Genomic DNA, 15,574 nt, shown 5'->3' with positions numbered 1-15,574 from the left:
CTCGTTAGAGTCCATCGACTCTGTGAGAATTAAATAGTTGTGTAACGGCAAGGAGAGGTTGCTGTAACACCGTTAGTTAGTGCAATTTTTCCGGCCGAAGTCCTGAAAACGCTTTACAGGCTTGCCATGTTATTATGGATTCAATCAAATGATGCCTGGATAAAAAAGATATCCCTGGTAAAATCGCTGTTTCGTGTCATGGCGGAATTCCCTTCAGCGAATAAGAATTCCGCCAGATCACGAATAAATCCTGTTGTAGTTTTATATTCTCCTGCCAGCATCCTTGCGGCAATCTCAACGCATTCTTTTTCTGATAACAAAGGATACGTTGAGCGGTCCATGACTTTTTTCCTGCTTTATCATTATGGGTATTGCTGTGTGTGGAATGATTTATACATTGTTTTATTTAATTTAACACCATAAGAAAAGTCTGATTACGCGACCGCAGAAATAAATGGTTTCACTTTATGCATGATAAATATTAAATCCCCAGCAGATTGCTAATAAACGATTGTTAATGATTAATGTATGGGTCAGTCAGAAATTGTTTGTGCGGCAAACAAGGAGGCCCGAAATCAGAGGGGGGCGCCTGCCTTTCAGAGGATTTTGCCAGGATTTTTCCTGGCAGCGATGCTTAAGCAGGGTTGGTGATAAATGCGTAAGGATGATGAGTAATCAGATAAGCGCTTTATGCTTTATCGTCGAAAGTTTTTCTATTTTTTTTCATTAACGGCCAGTGATAAATGCAGAGAAAAAGGCGCGCTAAGTCATTGATTTATTGTGTAAGAAGCTGGTTGAGTTTCTCAAGATCGTTGCTAACCCATTCAATATCCTGCTTAAATTTCTCATCTGAAGTAAATGGCTGGCGATAAACCGTTACCATCACCTCGGCGCCCTGTTCGTTTGCTATCACGCGCATCGGTACGTAGATCTCCTTTCCCGAGCCGCTATCAATCCAGTGATCCATTACCCCAAACGGATTATGTGGCGAGAACCGGATCTTCACATTGCCCTGGGGGCCTTTAGCACGCCAGCGATTGCCATCGGGTTCTAACGCACTGTGCGTCAGCCCGGAAGCCCACTTTGGGAAAAACTCTGGCTTCCAGATGGTTTCATAAAGATCTAACCAGTGACGTGGAATCGTCAGGCTCAGAGTGCGAGAGGAGAGCATGTAACCTCCAGTGAATAAGCTAAAAAAGCATTAAAGCATGAGGCCAGGCTTGTTAAAACGCTGTAACAGCAGAAGTGTGGTGTTGAAAGGGTTTCGTACAAATGGCAGACAACGGATGATGCTGTCTGCCACTGACTCAGATGAAATTGCCGCGCGCAGAAACCACATGATCTTCGCTATGGCCGTTAGCGTGCCGCAGAACAAATCCGTCCGACTGCGCCATCACGGCACAACTGTGATTAGGGAAGATACGCAGCAGCGTGCCGACTTCAGGGCGGCGATCCTGATAAAGCAGAAAACCGTGCTCCTCAGATAATTTTGTCACTTCATAAGTCTGACCCGCTTCGTCGGCTGCCACACCAAAGCCGCTGGCATTGGTGCCGTGTGGCCCTTTATCCGAACTCAGCATTTTTGACCCGGCATCCACAATCGCGAAATGATCGTTCACCGCCACGACACGGGTAATGACGCTCATTGCCAGCTGATCGACGTGACTTAATCCGAGACGGCAGGCGGTAAGGTCCAGTAGTGCATAGTTTCCGGGCCGGATTTCATGAATGCAGGGTGCAACCTCTGCTGCCAGCGCCGTAGGCGTTGAACCTACAGAGAGAGGGCAGTCGGTAAAACCAGCCGCCTGCAGTTTTGCCTGTACTCGCTGCATCAATGCCGTTTCCTGCCGGGCGACATCCGCAATGGCCGTGGCATTCCCGGCACCATAAGCGTGGCCAGCATGTGACACTAATCCGGCAAAGCGTAACCCTTTGTCCTGCAGCGCCTGAGCAATCAGCACCGCTTCATCTGTATCAGGATTGACACCTATCCGATGTAATCCAACATCAACCTTAATCGCTACCGCCAGGTCGCATTCCGGTTGCTGCTGGCAGGCATCAGCAATAGCCGCCACGCCCTGCAGTCTGTCCGCAATCAGGGTGAGCTTTGCCTGATGAAGCACAGCGTGGCGCAGCAATTCAGCCACGCTTTGCGGTTGCACAATCGGGTAGGCTAATAGCAGATCACGAACACCGCCCTGAATAAAGCTGATGCCTTCGCTGGGCTTAGAGACGGTCACACCCTGTGCACCGGACGCGATCTGACGCTGCGCAATCCAGACGCTTTTATGCGTTTTGATATGGGGTCGCAACGCGACGCCTGCCGCACTGGCTTTGCGCTGCATATGCTGCAGGTTCTGCTCCAGGCGCTCTGCATCCACTTCAATATAGGGCGTAAGGCGATCATCAATCAGCGGACGCTGCCACTGCTGTGTATCGTTGATATCCATAAGATTGTCCGGCATTGACGAGGTAAGAGGATTCATCATTCCTTAATTATCTCTTTGATACCAGCCTGCCGGACGCAGACAGGTGTGCTGAACAGCTGAAACTGCAGTGGTAGCTATAACGGCAGAGTCAGTATGAGAGCACAGCAAACGAGGATGAGAGAGTGGACGTAGAGCAGATGTCGTTCAGCAGATTAAAACAACAAAGCAGGCGCGAGGCCTGCTTTATCAGTTAACTCAGACGTAGAGCGACTCTTCACCCGGTGGCCGGGTTTTGAAGCGACGATGCAGCCAAAGATACTGTTCGGGTGCGCGAAGGATCTGATTTTCGATCACTTTGTTCATATAAGCTGCAGCTGCAGCCTCGTCCGTATGAGGATAATTTTCCAGCATCGGTTCGATGATCAAATGGTAGCCATCATTTCCTGGATTACGAATCAGCATAATCGGCACCATCGCTGGCTTCGCCAGACGCGACAGAACAAAAGTCCCGTTAGTCGTGGCGGCTTTTTCCACCGCAAACAGCGGCGCAAAGGTGCTGCCTTTGGGGCCGTAATCCTGATCAGGCGCAAACCAGACCGATTCACCCTGTTTCAGGGCATTAACCATACCGCGTAGATCACGACGGTCGATCATCGCTTTATTTGAGCGCATCCGCCCTTTGGTCTGCACATACTCCATCGCCTGGTTATTGTGTGGGCGATACATCGCCATCATTGGCTGACAGAGTCCGCTGATGCGGCCGCCCAGCTCCAGTGACATGAAATGCACACCAATCAGCATCACGCCTCGCTTTTCTTTCTGCGCGGCATGCAGGTTTTCCATTCCCGATACTTTAAACAGACGTCTTACCGCACGGTCAGACCAGAACCAGGCAATACCGGTTTCAGCCAGCGCCATCCCAAGCGACGCGAAATTGCCGGCAATCATATGTTCTGTTTTTTCTTCGCTGATGCCCGGAAAGCAGAGTTCGATGTTACGACGGGTAATACGCTCGCGGCGCTGCAGGAAATGGCGAGAGATTTTGCCGGCACCGGCACCGAGACGGATAAGAACAGGATAGGGGAGCTGGACCAGTAGCCAGAGTACGCCAAGGCCAAACCAGGTAAACCAATAACGCGGATGCAGCAGCGAACTGCTAAATTTTCCGGTGTTTTTCATTAACAACCTTCATGGGATAGAGGGATGCATCGCACAAAGAGCACTTCCATGAGTCTTAAGGCGGTACAGCTGTACTGATTTCGACCAACATTTTATCAAAAAGTGCCTTCAAAGAAAGGGAAACTCCGGCATCTACAGGATTGACCTGTTTCATGGAGAGGCGTTAATACCGGCTATAAAAGTACATTAAGCCGATAAAATCATTATTTTTCAAATAATTAATCTAAGCCTGAAAGAAGCTTTAATTGTAAGCGAGGCCGTTTCAGGAACAGTCTGGAAATGATTATTTATTTATCTTTACCTGATTCTGATGCTGGCCGCGCTGAAAAAGCGATCAATTGACGGAAGGAGCTAACTCTTTAAGTGCTGACAGCGCCTGACAGGGGAACAAAGCGCTACTGCGAGCGCTTTGTTGAGTGGAAATTACTCGATATTCTGAATCTGCTCGCGCATCTGCTCAATCAGCACCTTCAGTTCAATAGCTGACGTGGTGATTTCAGCGTTGATCGACTTCGAAGCCAGCGTGTTCGACTCACGATTGAACTCCTGCATCATAAAGTCGAGACGGCGGCCAACTGCTTCTTTCTTTTTCAGGATGTTGTAAGTCTCTTTAACGTGCGCATCCAGACGATCCAGCTCTTCAGAAACGTCAACACGCTGCGCCATCATCACCAGTTCCTGCTCAAGGCGATTGTTTTCCAGCTGGACTTCAGCATCTTCCAGTTTGGCGACCAGCCGCTCACGCTGCCATTTGATCACCTCAGGCATCTGCGCGCGCACTTTGCTGACTTCCTGCGAGACGCCTTCCAGACGCTGCTCAATCATCGCTTTCAGGGCGGTACCTTCGCTTTCACGTGCCGCAATAAAGTCATCAAGCGCACCATCCAGTGCCTGCAACAACTGGGTGTTGATGGCATCCAGATCCTGTTCCTGCGCAGACATCACACCCGGCCAGCGCAGAATATCCAGCGGATTAATCGCGCCTTCGTCGCTCTGCATTTTTACCCAGTTGGCAGCCTGCACCAGCTGTTTCGCCAGCGTTTCGTTGAGCATCAGTTCGCCCTGTGCGCTGGGATCGGCATCAAAACGGAGGTTGCACTCAATTTTACCGCGCGTCAGACGCTGGCGAATGCGCTCGCGGATAACCGGCTCCAGCCCACGAAACTGTTCCGGCAGGCGGATGTAGGTTTCCAGATAACGCTGGTTCACGGAACGCAGCTCCCAGGCGGCGCTGCCCCATTCGCCTTTGGCTTCGCTGCGGGCATAAGCGGTCATACTGCGGATCATAAGCGGTACTCATTTGCGGAAAGATGGGTGAAGTATAGCGAGGCGAGCCACGGCATAACAGGCATAAGCGTCGCACAGGAAAATAACGAACCATTTCCGCTTTCAGCGACAGCCACTTATGATGACCATTGACCCTTTGTGAGGATGACTGATCTATGTCTCGCGTTATTGCCCTTCCTGTTGTGATGGCTCTGCTGCTGGCAGGTTGCCAGGCACGCCACTCGCCGCCCACTAAACCGCAACCTATCTGTGCGGGTGGCGACATGATGATGCAGACCACGTTGTGGTTTGGACTGAGCAAGCCTGATGGCGGCAGGGTGAGTTCACTCGACTGGATGAACTTCGTGGATAATGAGGTCACGCCACGGTTTAAAGCGGGCCTGTCGGTCTATGATGCCAAAGGGCAATGGCTGGGCGAGAACGGTCAGCTGGCACGGGAGAACAGTAAGGCGTTGATGCTGATCCACGGGATCGACCCCGCCACCAACGTTGATATTGAGGCGTTACGCAGCCTCTATAAAAAACGGTTTGGTCAGGAGTCGGTTATGCGGGTGGATGCACCCGTCTGCGTCGGATTCTAAGGCGAAAGCGGGCGGCAGAATTGCCGCCCGTTGAATAATCAGATAAACAGACCGGCAAAGGCTGCGGAGAGCAGACTGACCAGCGTGGAGCCATAGACCAGCTTCCAGCCAAAACGGGAAACCACATTTCCCTGTTTCTCATTCAGGCCTTTTATTGCGCCCGCCACAATGCCGATAGAGGCAAAGTTAGCGAACGAGACCAGGAACACCGACAGAATACCCAGTCCACGCGCACTCATGCCTGCCGCGACTTTCTGCAGTTCAATCATCGCCACAAACTCATTCGCCACCAGTTTGGTTGCCATGATGCTGGCCGCCTGCAGGGCATCGGCTTTGGGAATGCCAATCAGCCAGGCCAGAGGATAGAACAGGTAGCCGAGCAGTTGCTGGAAGCTGTAGCCGAACACCGCCGCAAACAGCGCGTTGACGGCAGCAATCAGGGCAATAAAGCCAATCAGCATGGCCAGAATAATCATCGCGACTTTGAAGCCTGCCAGGATGTACTCACCCAGCATCTCAAAGAAGCTCTGCTCTTCATGCAGTTTATCCAGCGCGATAGGCTGCTCATCCTGGCTTTTCATCGGGTTGATGATCGACAGGATAATAAAGGTGCTGAACATGTTAAGCAGCAGTGCCGCAACCACATATTTCGGTTCGATCATCGACATATAAGCACCGACAATCGACAGCGAAACGGTAGACATCGCGGTCGCTGCCATGGTGTAGAGCCGGCGCGGCGGGATATCACCCAGAATCCCTTTATAAGCGATGAAGTTTTCCGACTGCCCAAGAATCAGCGTGCTGACGGCGTTGAACGACTCCAGCTTGCCCATGCCGTTAATCTTCGACAGCAGCGTCCCGAAAATACGGATCAGCAGCGGCAGGATGCGCCAGTGCTGCAATATGCCGATCAGTGCCGAAATAAAGACAATCGGGCAGAGCACGCCAAGGAAGATAAATGCCAGCCCCTGTTTGCTCATTCCGCCAAACACGAACTCCGTGCCCTGTGCGGCAAAACCCAGCAGCGTCTCAAAGAAACCGGCGAACGAGCCGACCAGCGCCAGACCCCCGGCAGAGTGAAGGAAGAACCAACCCAGCGCGGCTTCCACCACAATCAGTTGAATAATAAAGCGCAGGCGAATCTGTTTACGGTCATGACTGACCAGCAGCGCAAGGGCGAAGATCACCACCAGCGCCAGCAGGAAATGAAGAATGGCGGCCATATGTCTTTTTTATCAGAGAGAAAGGAACGCGCATTTAGCCACAGCTGGCGGGGAATTTCATCTGATGCCTGCGTCAGACCAGCGTAAGAGACAGCGGACAAGGAAGTCCGTATAATGCGCAGCCAATCATTAGCAAGCCGGAGAATACCCATGCGTCCAGCAGGCCGTAGCGCACAACAGGTGCGTCCAGTCACATTGACCCGCAATTACACCAAACACGCAGAGGGTTCCGTTCTGGTGGAATTCGGCGAAACGAAAGTGCTTTGCACTGCCTCGGTAGACGAAGGGGTTCCGCGTTTCCTCAAAGGCCAGGGCCAGGGTTGGGTAACGGCCGAATATGGCATGCTGCCGCGTTCGACCCACAGCCGTATGGCGCGTGAAGCCGCAAAAGGCAAGCAGGGCGGCCGTACGCTGGAGATTCAGCGTCTGATCGCCCGTTCACTGCGCGCCGCGGTTGATCTTAAAGCGCTGGGTGAATTTACTATTACGCTCGACTGTGACGTGATCCAGGCCGATGGCGGCACTCGCACCGCATCAATCACCGGAGCCTGCGTGGCGCTGGCTGATGCGCTGAACAAGCTGGTGGCCAGCGGCAAACTGAAAGCGAACCCGATGAAGGGCATGGTCGCGGCGATTTCAGTGGGCATCGTCAAAGGCGAAGCGCTGTGCGATCTGGAGTATGTTGAAGACTCAGCCGCAGAAACCGACATGAACGTCGTGATGCTGGAAGATGGCCGCATGATCGAGGTGCAGGGCACTGCCGAAGGCGAACCGTTCAGCCATGAAGAGTTGCTGACGCTACTGGCGCTGGCTCGGGGCGGAATTGAGGAATTAATTCAGGCGCAGAAAGCAGCGCTGGAAAATTGATGTAACAGGCGACCTCAGAGTCGCCTTTTCTTTATTTGAGGAGTGAGAAATGAAAGCCTGGCAGCGTCAGTTTATTGAATTTGCCCTGAACAAGCAGGTGCTGAAGTTCGGTGAGTTCACTTTGAAGTCCGGGCGTAAAAGCCCCTATTTCTTTAATGCTGGTCTGTTTAACAGCGGACGGGATTTAGCGCTGCTGGGACGCTTCTACGCGCAGGCGCTGGTGGATGGCGCTGTTGATTTTGATCTGCTGTTCGGCCCGGCCTATAAAGGCATTCCGATTGCCACCACCACGGCGGTGGCGCTGGCGGATCATCATGACCGCGATGTGCCTTACTGCTTTAACCGTAAAGAAGCGAAAGATCACGGCGAAGGTGGCCTGCTGGTTGGCAGTCCGCTGCAGGGCAAAGTGATGCTGGTGGACGATGTGATCACCGCAGGCACCGCGATTCGTGAGTCGATGGATATTATCGGTGCGCACAACGCCACTCTGGCAGGCGTGCTGGTCTCGCTTGATCGTCAGGAGCGTGGACGCGGAGAAATGTCGGCGATTCAGGAAGTGGAACGTGATTACGGCTGCAAAGTGACCGCGATTATAACGCTGGCAGACCTGATTGCCTGGCTGGAAGAGAAGCCTGAGATGGCCGATCATCTGGCCCAGGTACGTGCCTATCAGAAAGCGTACGGGATTTAACAGAGGCGGGCGCAATGCCCGCCTTCTTTTACGCTTTACGCCAGCTGGGCGGCAATCAGCGGCCAGCGAGCCTCAAAGTCTGCGGTAGGACTGAAACGAAACTCAGAACGGACATACCGTGACAGTAAACCCTCACAGAATGCCAGCAACTGACTTGCCAGCAGCGCCTCATCAGCCTGAAAGGCTTCGCCCTCGCGCATTTTCCGTTCCCGCATCACCTGTCGCAGCTGCACTTCAATCCGCTCAAACAGCTGATTGATGCGTCCCTGCAGTCGGTCCTGCTCAAACATCAATGCATGGCCGGTCAGAATGCGCGTCAGTCCCGGATTACGCTCACCAAATCCCAGAATCAGTTGCACGATCAGACGCAGACGCGTCATGGTCTCTTTTTCATCCTTGAGGATCAGATTGATGCGGGTAATCAGACTGTCTTCGATAAACTCAATCAGGCTATCGAACATTCGTGTTTTACTCGGGAAGTGACGATACAGCGCCGCTTCGGAAACGCCCACCGTGGCTGCCAGTTTGGCTGTGGTAATGCGCTGGCTGCCATCACCCGACTCCAGCATCTGCGCCAGCGCCTGCAAAATCTCTTCGCGACGATTCCGCTTCGCGACTTTTTTTTCTGCCATGACCTTAAAGACCCCTGAAATTCACCTAAAAACAGGCAACACCTACGCATCTGCCACAGGAACGCGTCCTGTGGCGATGAGGAAAAAATAACGGGCGTAAGTGAAAGTCGGTAATGCGGGTTACTGGCGACCGGAGTGGCCGAAGCCGCCTTCGCCGCGCAGGCTGGCGTCGAAATCTTCGACCAGGTTAAATTCCGCCTGCACCACTGGTACAAAGACCAGTTGTGCCATGCGATCGCCGGGCTGCAGCGAGAAGCTTTCCTGGCCGCGATTCCAGACCGAGACCATCAGCTGTCCCTGATAGTCGGAGTCAATCAGACCCACCAGGTTGCCCAGCACGATGCCATGTTTATGGCCAAGGCCTGAGCGCGGCAGGATCACAGCGGCCAGATCGGGGTCGGCAATATGAATCGCCAGGCCGGTCGGAACCAGCGTTGTGGTGCCTGGTGCGATGTCGAGAACATCATCAATGCAGGCGCGTAAATCTAACCCAGCGGAACCTGAAGTCGCGTAGGTCGGCAGTGGAAACTCTTTGCCGACGCGCGGATCCAGGATTTTAACGTCTATTTTTTTCATCATAACGGCTGACAATCTCGTCTATTAATTGTTGGCCAAGGAGAGACTTATCGCTGAGCGGTAAGCGTTTTTCTCCATCCTGCCAAAAAAGGTGAAGAGCATTGGTGTCGCTATTAAACCCCTGTCCGGCTTTAGCGACGTCGTTAGCGCAGATCAGATCCAGATTCTTGCGCACCCGTTTTTGCCGGGCGTATTCTTCCACATTCTGTGTTTCAGCAGCAAATCCAACGACGAACGGCCGGTTTTCCTGAAGTGCAGCGACGCCGGCAACAATATCGGGATTCTTTACCAGGTTCAGCGTGACGTTATCATCGCCGCCCTGTTTCTTGATTTTATCGGCCGCAATATCGGCTGCCCGGTAGTCTGCCACGGCTGCGCTTGCAATGAAAATATGTTGTTTATCTATCTCACTCATGACGGCGGCCTGCATCTCCAGCGCGCTGGTCACATCAATTCGCCGCACACCCGCTGGCGCAGACAGGTTGACCGGGCCGCTGACCAGCGTGACCTGTGCACCGCGTCTGGCGGCGGCGTCGGCAATAGCAAAGCCCATTTTGCCGGAGCTGTGGTTAGTGATGTAGCGCACCGGGTCCAGCGCCTCACGGGTAGGGCCGGCGGTAATCATAATGTTGAGATGTTGCAGATCGTTGACGGGCGTGGCCCACTGCACCGCATGGTCAACAATCACCAGCGGGTCGAGCATCCGGCCCGGCCCGACATCGCCGCAGGCCTGGCTGCCGCTGTCCGGTCCCCAAATCAGCACGCCACGCGCCTGCAGGCTCTGCAGATTATGCTGGGTCACCGCCGCACGATACATCTGCTGATTCATAGCGGGCACCACTGCCACGGGTGAGGCCGTCGCTAACACGGCGGTCGTCACCAGATCGTTTGCCATACCGGCAGTAATACGGGCAATCAGGTCAGCAGTGGCCGGTGCCAGCACAATAAGGTCGGCCCATTTTGCCAGTTCAATATGACCCATCGCCGCCTCCGCTGCCGGATCAAGCAGATCGTCAAATACCGGATAGCCGGAGACAGCCTGCAGGCTGAGCGGAGTAATAAATGCTTTCGCACCCTCTGTCATCATCACGCGGACATCAGCACCGCGATCGCGCAGGCGGCGCACCAGCTCAGGTGCTTTATAAGCAGCAATACCGCCGCTCACGCCAAGAAGAATTTTTTTGCCGGCTAATCCCATCATGATGTTGGCCTCACTAAGCTCTCTGCCGCTCGCGGCGGCGAATGCACGGACTTTATCACAAAAGCGCGGATGCGCCTTTTCACTGACTGCGTTTGCGAGCCGTCTCGTAGATTGCAGCTTCACTGATAGCTGCACTCTTCATGATGGGCCATGCTGAGGCTCATCTCAGGGAGAGCGGACATGAAAATAAAGGGACCACGGGAAAAACTCCGGAAGCTGGGTGCGCATGCCCTCAGCGATACCGAACTACTGGCCATTTTTCTCCGTACCGGATCGCCTGGACAGAACGTCCTGGAGCTGGCCGGACAGATGCTGGACGGTTTTGGCTCGCTTTATCAGCTCATGACGTCAGACAAAGCGGCATTCGGTGAAATCAAAGGGGTCGGCGATGCCAAGCTGGCACAGCTTCATGCGATTGCCGAACTGGCGAAGCGTTTTTTCGCCAGTAAGCTGGCCCGCGAAAGCGCAATGGAAAATCCACAAATCACGCGCCAGTATCTGCAAAGTCTGTTAGCCCATCAGGAGCGTGAGATCTTCATGGCACTGTTTCTGGATAATCAGCATCGGGTGCTGCGGGCACAAAATATGTTCTCTGGTTCCATTAACAGCGTGGAAGTTCACCCCCGCGAGATCGTCCGGGAAGCGCTGAAGCTCAATGCTGCCGCTCTGATACTGGCGCATAATCACCCGTCGGGCATGGCGGAGCCGAGCCGTGCAGACCGTGAAGTGACCCATAAAGTCAGCGAAGCCTGCCAGCTACTCGACATCCGTCTGCTCGATCATCTGGTGATTGGTCATGGCGAATATGTCTCCTTTGCCGAGCGGGGATGGCTCTGACAGGGGGAAATTTCACGCCAGGTGGCGGCTTTTTGCCCGATCATTCGGGATCTTTATCTGTTCGGGACTTGAGCACTTGGGCTGAGCGGCGTATACTACGCCACCTTTGAGAATCTCGGGTTTGGCGGTTAGGCCAGCTTAGCGGGTTCCATGGAATTCGCCTGGCGGGCTGCAAGCCTGACGAGGCGGCCCAAACCTAATTTTTAAAGCTCGAGCTGATTTGATTTTTGGAGATATTGACATGTCACGAGTCTGCCAGGTAACTGGAAAGCGTCCGGTGACGGGTAACAACCGTTCCCACGCAATGAACGCGACGAAACGCCGTTTCCTTCCGAACCTGCACTCACACCGTTTTTGGGTTGAGAGCGAGAAGCGCTTCGTTACTCTGCGTGTATCTGTTAAAGGTATGCGTATTATTGATAAAAAGGGCATTGATACGGTGTTAGCCGATATGCGTGCCCGTGGTGAGAAGTACTAAGGTACTAAGGAACTGAATCATGGCTAAAGGTATTCGTGAGAAGATCAAGCTGGTTTCCTCTGCTGGTACAGGTCACTTCTATACCACCACGAAGAACAAACGTACTAAACCAGAGAAGCTGGAACTGAAAAAGTTCGATCCGGTTGTACGTCAGCATGTGCTCTACAAAGAAGCTAAAATTAAGTAATTTTAGCGTTCTGCTAAAAACCCGGCTCCGGCCGGGTTTTTTGTTTGTGTAAAACGCTGAGGAGAAGGTATGCCAGAGTTGCCAGAGGTTGAAACCAGCCGTCGCGGTATCGAACCGCATTTGGTCGGTGAAACCATCCTTCACGCCGTGGTGCGTAATTCACGTTTGCGCTGGCCTGTTTCGCAGGAGATCCTGGCGCTGAGCGATCAGCCGGTGCTCAGTGTGCAGCGCCGGGCTAAATATCTGCTGCTGGAGCTGCCGCATGGCTGGATCATTATCCACCTTGGCATGTCCGGTAGCCTGCGCGTGCTGTCAGAAGAGCTGCCAGCGGCGAAGCATGACCATGTTGATCTGGTCATGAGCAACGGCAAAGTGCTGCGCTACACCGACCCGCGCCGCTTTGGCGCCTGGCTCTGGAGCAGCGATCTGGCGGGCAGCAGCGTGCTGGCACATCTCGGGCCGGAGCCGCTTAGCGAGGAGTTTGACGGCGCTTACCTGTTTGAGAAGTCACGCGGCAAGCGGACGCTCATCAAGCAGTGGCTGATGGATAACAAAGTGGTGGTGGGCGTGGGCAACATTTACGCCAGCGAGTCACTGTTTACCGCCGGGATCATTCCCGATCGTGCTGCCGGCAGTCTGTCGCAGGCCGAAGCGGAACTGCTGGTCAATACCATCAAAGCGGTGCTGTTACGCTCCATTGAGCAGGGCGGAACCACACTGCGTGACTTCTTACAGACCGACGGTAAACCCGGCTATTTTGCACAGCAGTTACAGGTTTATGGGCGGGCAGGCGAACCCTGCCGGGCATGCGGTACGCCGATTGTCAGCGGCAGACACGGGCAGCGCAGCACCTACTGGTGCCCGAACTGCCAGCATTAAGCCAGTTTAGCCAGCAATGCCTGATGCACCGGCGCGGGCAGGAAGGCGGTCACATCGCCGCCGTGACGCGCCACCTCTTTGACCAGCGAAGATGAGATAAACGAGAAGCCTTCAGACGGCATCAGGAAAACACTCTCCAGCGTTGGCAGCAGGTGACGATTCATCTGCGCCAGCTGCATTTCATATTCAAAGTCTGACACCGCACGCAAGCCACGAACCAGCACATTCGCCTGCTGGTCACGGGCGAAATTCGCCATCAGGTCGCTGAATCCGACCACCTCAACGTTGGGCAGATGGGCTATCACTTCACCGGCCAGCGCCACGCGCTCATCCAGGCTGAACATTGGTTTTTTGCTGGGGCTGGCGGCAACGGCCAGAATGACCTGATCAAACATCTGCGCTGCCCGCGTCACGATGTCGAGATGGCCGAGCGTCACAGGATCGAACGTTCCGGGATAGATGGCTTTCGTGATCATACTCGCCCTTTTGCCGAAGCATGATTCAGCGCCCAGAGGGCTGAATATTTATTGAAGGTATATTGCGCATTGACCACCGCCAGAATCCAGCCCTGCTTTCCGTCGAGAAAACCGGCACGCAGCAGCAGGGTTTTCATAAACGCGCCCAGCGTATGGCTGAACAGAGAAAACAGGCTGCAACGCTTACCGCGCCGATGGCGTTCCGTAGCCCAGGCTTCGGCATAAGCCAGCTGCTTGCGCTGAAAGGCGATTAAATCGCGGCAGGTCAGATGCTGCAGATCGCCGGGTAATGCCACCACCGGCGCGCCGTCACTTTGCAGTGATTCATGCACCAGATTGTCATTGTAGCGGAAGGTGCGTGGGTAGAGTCGCATGACGCGGTCAGGATACCAGCCGCTATGGCGCATAAAGCGGCCGAGAAACAGATTACTGCGGCCCAGGCTATAAACCGTACGGCTGGGTGGCGCGACCAGCACCTGCTCAATCGCGGCGCGCAGTTCAGGTGTCACGCGTTCATCCGCATCGATCATCAGAATCATGTCGCCGGTGGCATAGTGCTGCGCGCGCTGGCGCTGGATACCATAGCCCTGCCAGTCATCATTGAGGTAGACCTTCGCCCCAGCCTGCGTGGCGATCTCGACACTGTTGTCATGGCTGCCTGAGTCCAGCACGATAATTTCATCGGCCCAGCTGACCGAGGCCAGGCATTCAGGCAGCAGTTCCGCTTCGTTTTTGGCGATCATCACCACGGAAAGACGTTGGCGTGCTGACATTAGTGGGCCCGTGGTGGCAGATGCGGTTCGAGTAACTGTAGCAGACGCTGTAGCGCACCCTGATTCTGGTGCAGCACGTCTACCGCATGACGTCCGTAATAACGGCGGTAATCATCATCCTGTAACAGGTTGGTGACCTCTTTTTCCAGCGAAATCACGTCGGTGACGGTGATCAGCCCCTGGCCTTCCTGCAACTTGCTGCAGATATCTTTGAAGTTCCAGATATGGGGTCCCATCAGAACCGGAAGCGCATGGGCAGCAGGCTCCAGCGGGTTGTGTCCACCCCGTTCAACCAGGCTGCCGCCGACAAAGGCCAGATCGGCAATGCCGTATAGCAGCATCAGTTCGCCCATTGAATCTCCGATGACCACCTGCGTTGAGCCAGACGGGATCTCGCCGCTGCTGCGCAGGATAAAACTGAAGCCGCGTTCCTGCGTCAGTTCACGGGCATCGTTAAAACGCTCGGGATGGCGGGGCACCAGAATCAGCAGCAGATCCGGGAAGGTCTGCAGCAGGCGGCGATGGGCATCCAGCACAATGGCCTCTTCACCTTCGTGCGTGCTGGTGGCGATCCACACCGGACGGCGCGGCGCCCACTGACGACGCAGCGTCACTGCTCTGGCGGCCAGTTCTGGCGTCACGGAAATATCAAACTTCAGGCTGCCGGTAATCGTTAGTTGAGAACGTTTCAGGCCCAGGCTCAGGAAGCGGTCGCCATCTTCCGCATTCTGCGCCGCGATAAGCGTGATGCTCTGCAACAGTCGGCGCATGAATTTACCCAGCTTGCGGTAGCCTTTGGCCGATCGGGCCGAGAGGCGGGCATTGGCGATCACCAGCGGAATATTACGCTGGTGCAGAATGCGGATAATATTCGGCCACAGCTCGGTTTCCATGATGATCACCAGGCGTGGGTTGACCGTATCCAGAAAACGATTAATCGAACCCGGCAGATCATAAGGCAGATAGACGTGATGCACATCTTTGCCAAATGCAGATTGCGCGCGTTCAGAGCCGGTAGGCGTCATGGTGGTGACGGTAATCGGCAGGGTCGGGTAACGATGACGCAGAGCGCGCACCAGCGGGATCGCAGCCAGGGTTTCACCCACAGAGACCGAGTGCAGCACAATGCCGTCGGGCTTAACTTTGCCGACACAATAGCCATAGCGTTCTGCCCAGCGTTTGCGATAGGCAGGCGCTTTACGACCGCGCAGCCACAGGCGCAGCCAAATCAGTGGCTGAATTAAGTAGAGCAATGCGGTGTAAAAGGTCGTCATAGTT

Annotated in this window: 19 protein-coding genes; 7 read left to right on the top strand and 12 right to left on the bottom strand. The window is 54.3% G+C overall.

The window, feature by feature from the left end:
• Positions 1-140: 140 nt before the first annotated feature.
• The 5 genes from HFD87_RS20295 to HFD87_RS20275 all read right to left on the bottom strand — a co-directional run bounded on the left by HFD87_RS20295 (position 141) and on the right by HFD87_RS20275 (position 4,895).
• Positions 141-341, bottom strand: coding sequence for a hypothetical protein (locus tag HFD87_RS20295; RefSeq protein ID WP_010258393.1), 201 nt, complete (start codon positions 339-341; stop codon positions 141-143).
• A gap of 434 nt (positions 342-775) precedes the next feature.
• Positions 776-1,171: a hypothetical protein gene (locus tag HFD87_RS20290; RefSeq protein WP_010258391.1), complete on the bottom strand. Its 396-nt coding sequence runs from the start codon at positions 1,169-1,171 to the stop codon at positions 776-778.
• A gap of 136 nt (positions 1,172-1,307) precedes the next feature.
• Positions 1,308-2,450: an alanine racemase gene (locus HFD87_RS20285; protein WP_167423844.1), complete on the bottom strand. Its 1,143-nt coding sequence runs from the start codon at positions 2,448-2,450 to the stop codon at positions 1,308-1,310.
• Between the two features lie 234 nt (positions 2,451-2,684).
• Positions 2,685-3,608 carry a kdo(2)-lipid IV(A) palmitoleoyltransferase gene (gene lpxP, locus HFD87_RS20280; protein WP_167423838.1) on the bottom strand — a complete coding sequence of 308 codons (924 nt, stop codon included), beginning with the start codon at positions 3,606-3,608 and terminating at the stop codon, positions 2,685-2,687.
• A 423-nt stretch (positions 3,609-4,031) separates the two neighbouring features.
• On the bottom strand, positions 4,032-4,895 hold the full coding sequence (locus tag HFD87_RS20275; protein ID WP_033766535.1) for a YicC/YloC family endoribonuclease: 864 nt from the start codon (positions 4,893-4,895) through the stop codon (positions 4,032-4,034).
• Between the two features lie 155 nt (positions 4,896-5,050).
• Here HFD87_RS20275 and HFD87_RS20270 point away from each other — a divergent pair, with 155 nt between their 5' ends.
• Positions 5,051-5,476 (top strand): DUF3574 domain-containing protein, encoded by a 426-nt coding sequence (locus HFD87_RS20270; RefSeq protein WP_010672099.1) that lies wholly within the window; start codon positions 5,051-5,053, stop codon positions 5,474-5,476.
• Positions 5,477-5,514: 38 nt separating this feature from the next.
• On the opposite strand, the gene HFD87_RS20265 is transcribed toward HFD87_RS20270, so the two are convergent.
• The gene (locus tag HFD87_RS20265; RefSeq protein WP_031591888.1) at positions 5,515-6,699 is read right to left on the bottom strand and encodes a NupC/NupG family nucleoside CNT transporter; all 1,185 of its coding nucleotides are present in this window, start codon (positions 6,697-6,699) and stop codon (positions 5,515-5,517) included.
• Positions 6,700-6,849: 150 nt separating this feature from the next.
• Here HFD87_RS20265 and rph point away from each other — a divergent pair, with 150 nt between their 5' ends.
• Positions 6,850-7,566 (top strand): ribonuclease PH, encoded by a 717-nt coding sequence (gene rph / locus HFD87_RS20260; protein WP_010258378.1) that lies wholly within the window; start codon positions 6,850-6,852, stop codon positions 7,564-7,566.
• Positions 7,567-7,615: 49 nt separating this feature from the next.
• The gene (gene pyrE, locus HFD87_RS20255; RefSeq protein WP_031591887.1) at positions 7,616-8,257 is read left to right on the top strand and encodes an orotate phosphoribosyltransferase; all 642 of its coding nucleotides are present in this window, start codon (positions 7,616-7,618) and stop codon (positions 8,255-8,257) included.
• A 35-nt stretch (positions 8,258-8,292) separates the two neighbouring features.
• Here the strand turns inward: pyrE and slmA are convergent, their stop codons facing one another.
• The 3 genes from slmA to coaBC form a co-directional block, all read right to left on the bottom strand.
• Entirely contained in the window at positions 8,293-8,889 is a 597-nt protein-coding gene (gene slmA, locus HFD87_RS20250) for a nucleoid occlusion factor SlmA (RefSeq protein ID WP_010258372.1), read from the bottom strand.
• A gap of 120 nt (positions 8,890-9,009) precedes the next feature.
• A complete protein-coding gene (gene dut / locus HFD87_RS20245; RefSeq protein WP_022624903.1) occupies positions 9,010-9,468 on the bottom strand; it encodes a dUTP diphosphatase in 459 nt (152 codons plus the stop codon).
• Positions 9,446-10,666: a bifunctional phosphopantothenoylcysteine decarboxylase/phosphopantothenate--cysteine ligase CoaBC gene (gene coaBC / locus HFD87_RS20240; RefSeq protein ID WP_060681328.1), complete on the bottom strand. Its 1,221-nt coding sequence runs from the start codon at positions 10,664-10,666 to the stop codon at positions 9,446-9,448. Before coaBC ends, dut begins: the two co-directional genes overlap by 23 nt.
• Positions 10,667-10,846: 180 nt before the next feature.
• On the opposite strand from coaBC, the gene radC reads away from it, so the two are divergent.
• The 4 genes from radC to mutM all read left to right on the top strand — a co-directional run bounded on the left by radC (position 10,847) and on the right by mutM (position 13,047).
• Positions 10,847-11,503 carry a DNA repair protein RadC gene (gene radC, locus HFD87_RS20235; RefSeq protein WP_010258361.1) on the top strand — a complete coding sequence of 219 codons (657 nt, stop codon included), beginning with the start codon at positions 10,847-10,849 and terminating at the stop codon, positions 11,501-11,503.
• Positions 11,504-11,744: 241 nt separating this feature from the next.
• Positions 11,745-11,981, top strand: a complete 237-nt coding sequence (rpmB, locus tag HFD87_RS20230) for a 50S ribosomal protein L28 (protein WP_006121249.1) — start codon at positions 11,745-11,747, stop codon at positions 11,979-11,981.
• Between the two features lie 19 nt (positions 11,982-12,000).
• Positions 12,001-12,168 (top strand): 50S ribosomal protein L33, encoded by a 168-nt coding sequence (rpmG, locus tag HFD87_RS20225; protein ID WP_003024094.1) that lies wholly within the window; start codon positions 12,001-12,003, stop codon positions 12,166-12,168.
• 69 nt (positions 12,169-12,237) lie between these two features.
• Positions 12,238-13,047, top strand: coding sequence for a bifunctional DNA-formamidopyrimidine glycosylase/DNA-(apurinic or apyrimidinic site) lyase (gene mutM, locus HFD87_RS20220; RefSeq protein ID WP_010672095.1), 810 nt, complete (start codon positions 12,238-12,240; stop codon positions 13,045-13,047).
• On the opposite strand, the gene coaD is transcribed toward mutM, so the two are convergent.
• From coaD to waaA, 3 genes are read right to left on the bottom strand one after another with little or no spacing between them, the layout of a single operon-like run.
• Positions 13,044-13,523 carry a pantetheine-phosphate adenylyltransferase gene (coaD, locus tag HFD87_RS20215; protein WP_010258279.1) on the bottom strand — a complete coding sequence of 160 codons (480 nt, stop codon included), beginning with the start codon at positions 13,521-13,523 and terminating at the stop codon, positions 13,044-13,046. The two genes, mutM and coaD, sit on opposite strands and share 4 nt — an antisense overlap.
• Positions 13,520-14,296 carry a glycosyltransferase family 2 protein gene (locus HFD87_RS20210; RefSeq protein ID WP_033773160.1) on the bottom strand — a complete coding sequence of 259 codons (777 nt, stop codon included), beginning with the start codon at positions 14,294-14,296 and terminating at the stop codon, positions 13,520-13,522. Before HFD87_RS20210 ends, coaD begins: the two co-directional genes overlap by 4 nt.
• Positions 14,296-15,570, bottom strand: a complete 1,275-nt coding sequence (gene waaA / locus HFD87_RS20205) for a lipid IV(A) 3-deoxy-D-manno-octulosonic acid transferase (protein WP_010258275.1) — start codon at positions 15,568-15,570, stop codon at positions 14,296-14,298. Before waaA ends, HFD87_RS20210 begins: the two co-directional genes overlap by 1 nt.
• Positions 15,571-15,574: the final 4 nt, after the last annotated feature.

This window comes from Pantoea sp. EKM21T (assembly GCF_011800405.1).
Lineage (GTDB): Bacteria > Pseudomonadota > Gammaproteobacteria > Enterobacterales > Enterobacteriaceae > Pantoea > Pantoea agglomerans.
The sequence above is the reverse complement of the archived record's forward strand: the minus strand, read 5'-3'. Positions and strand labels throughout refer to the sequence as shown.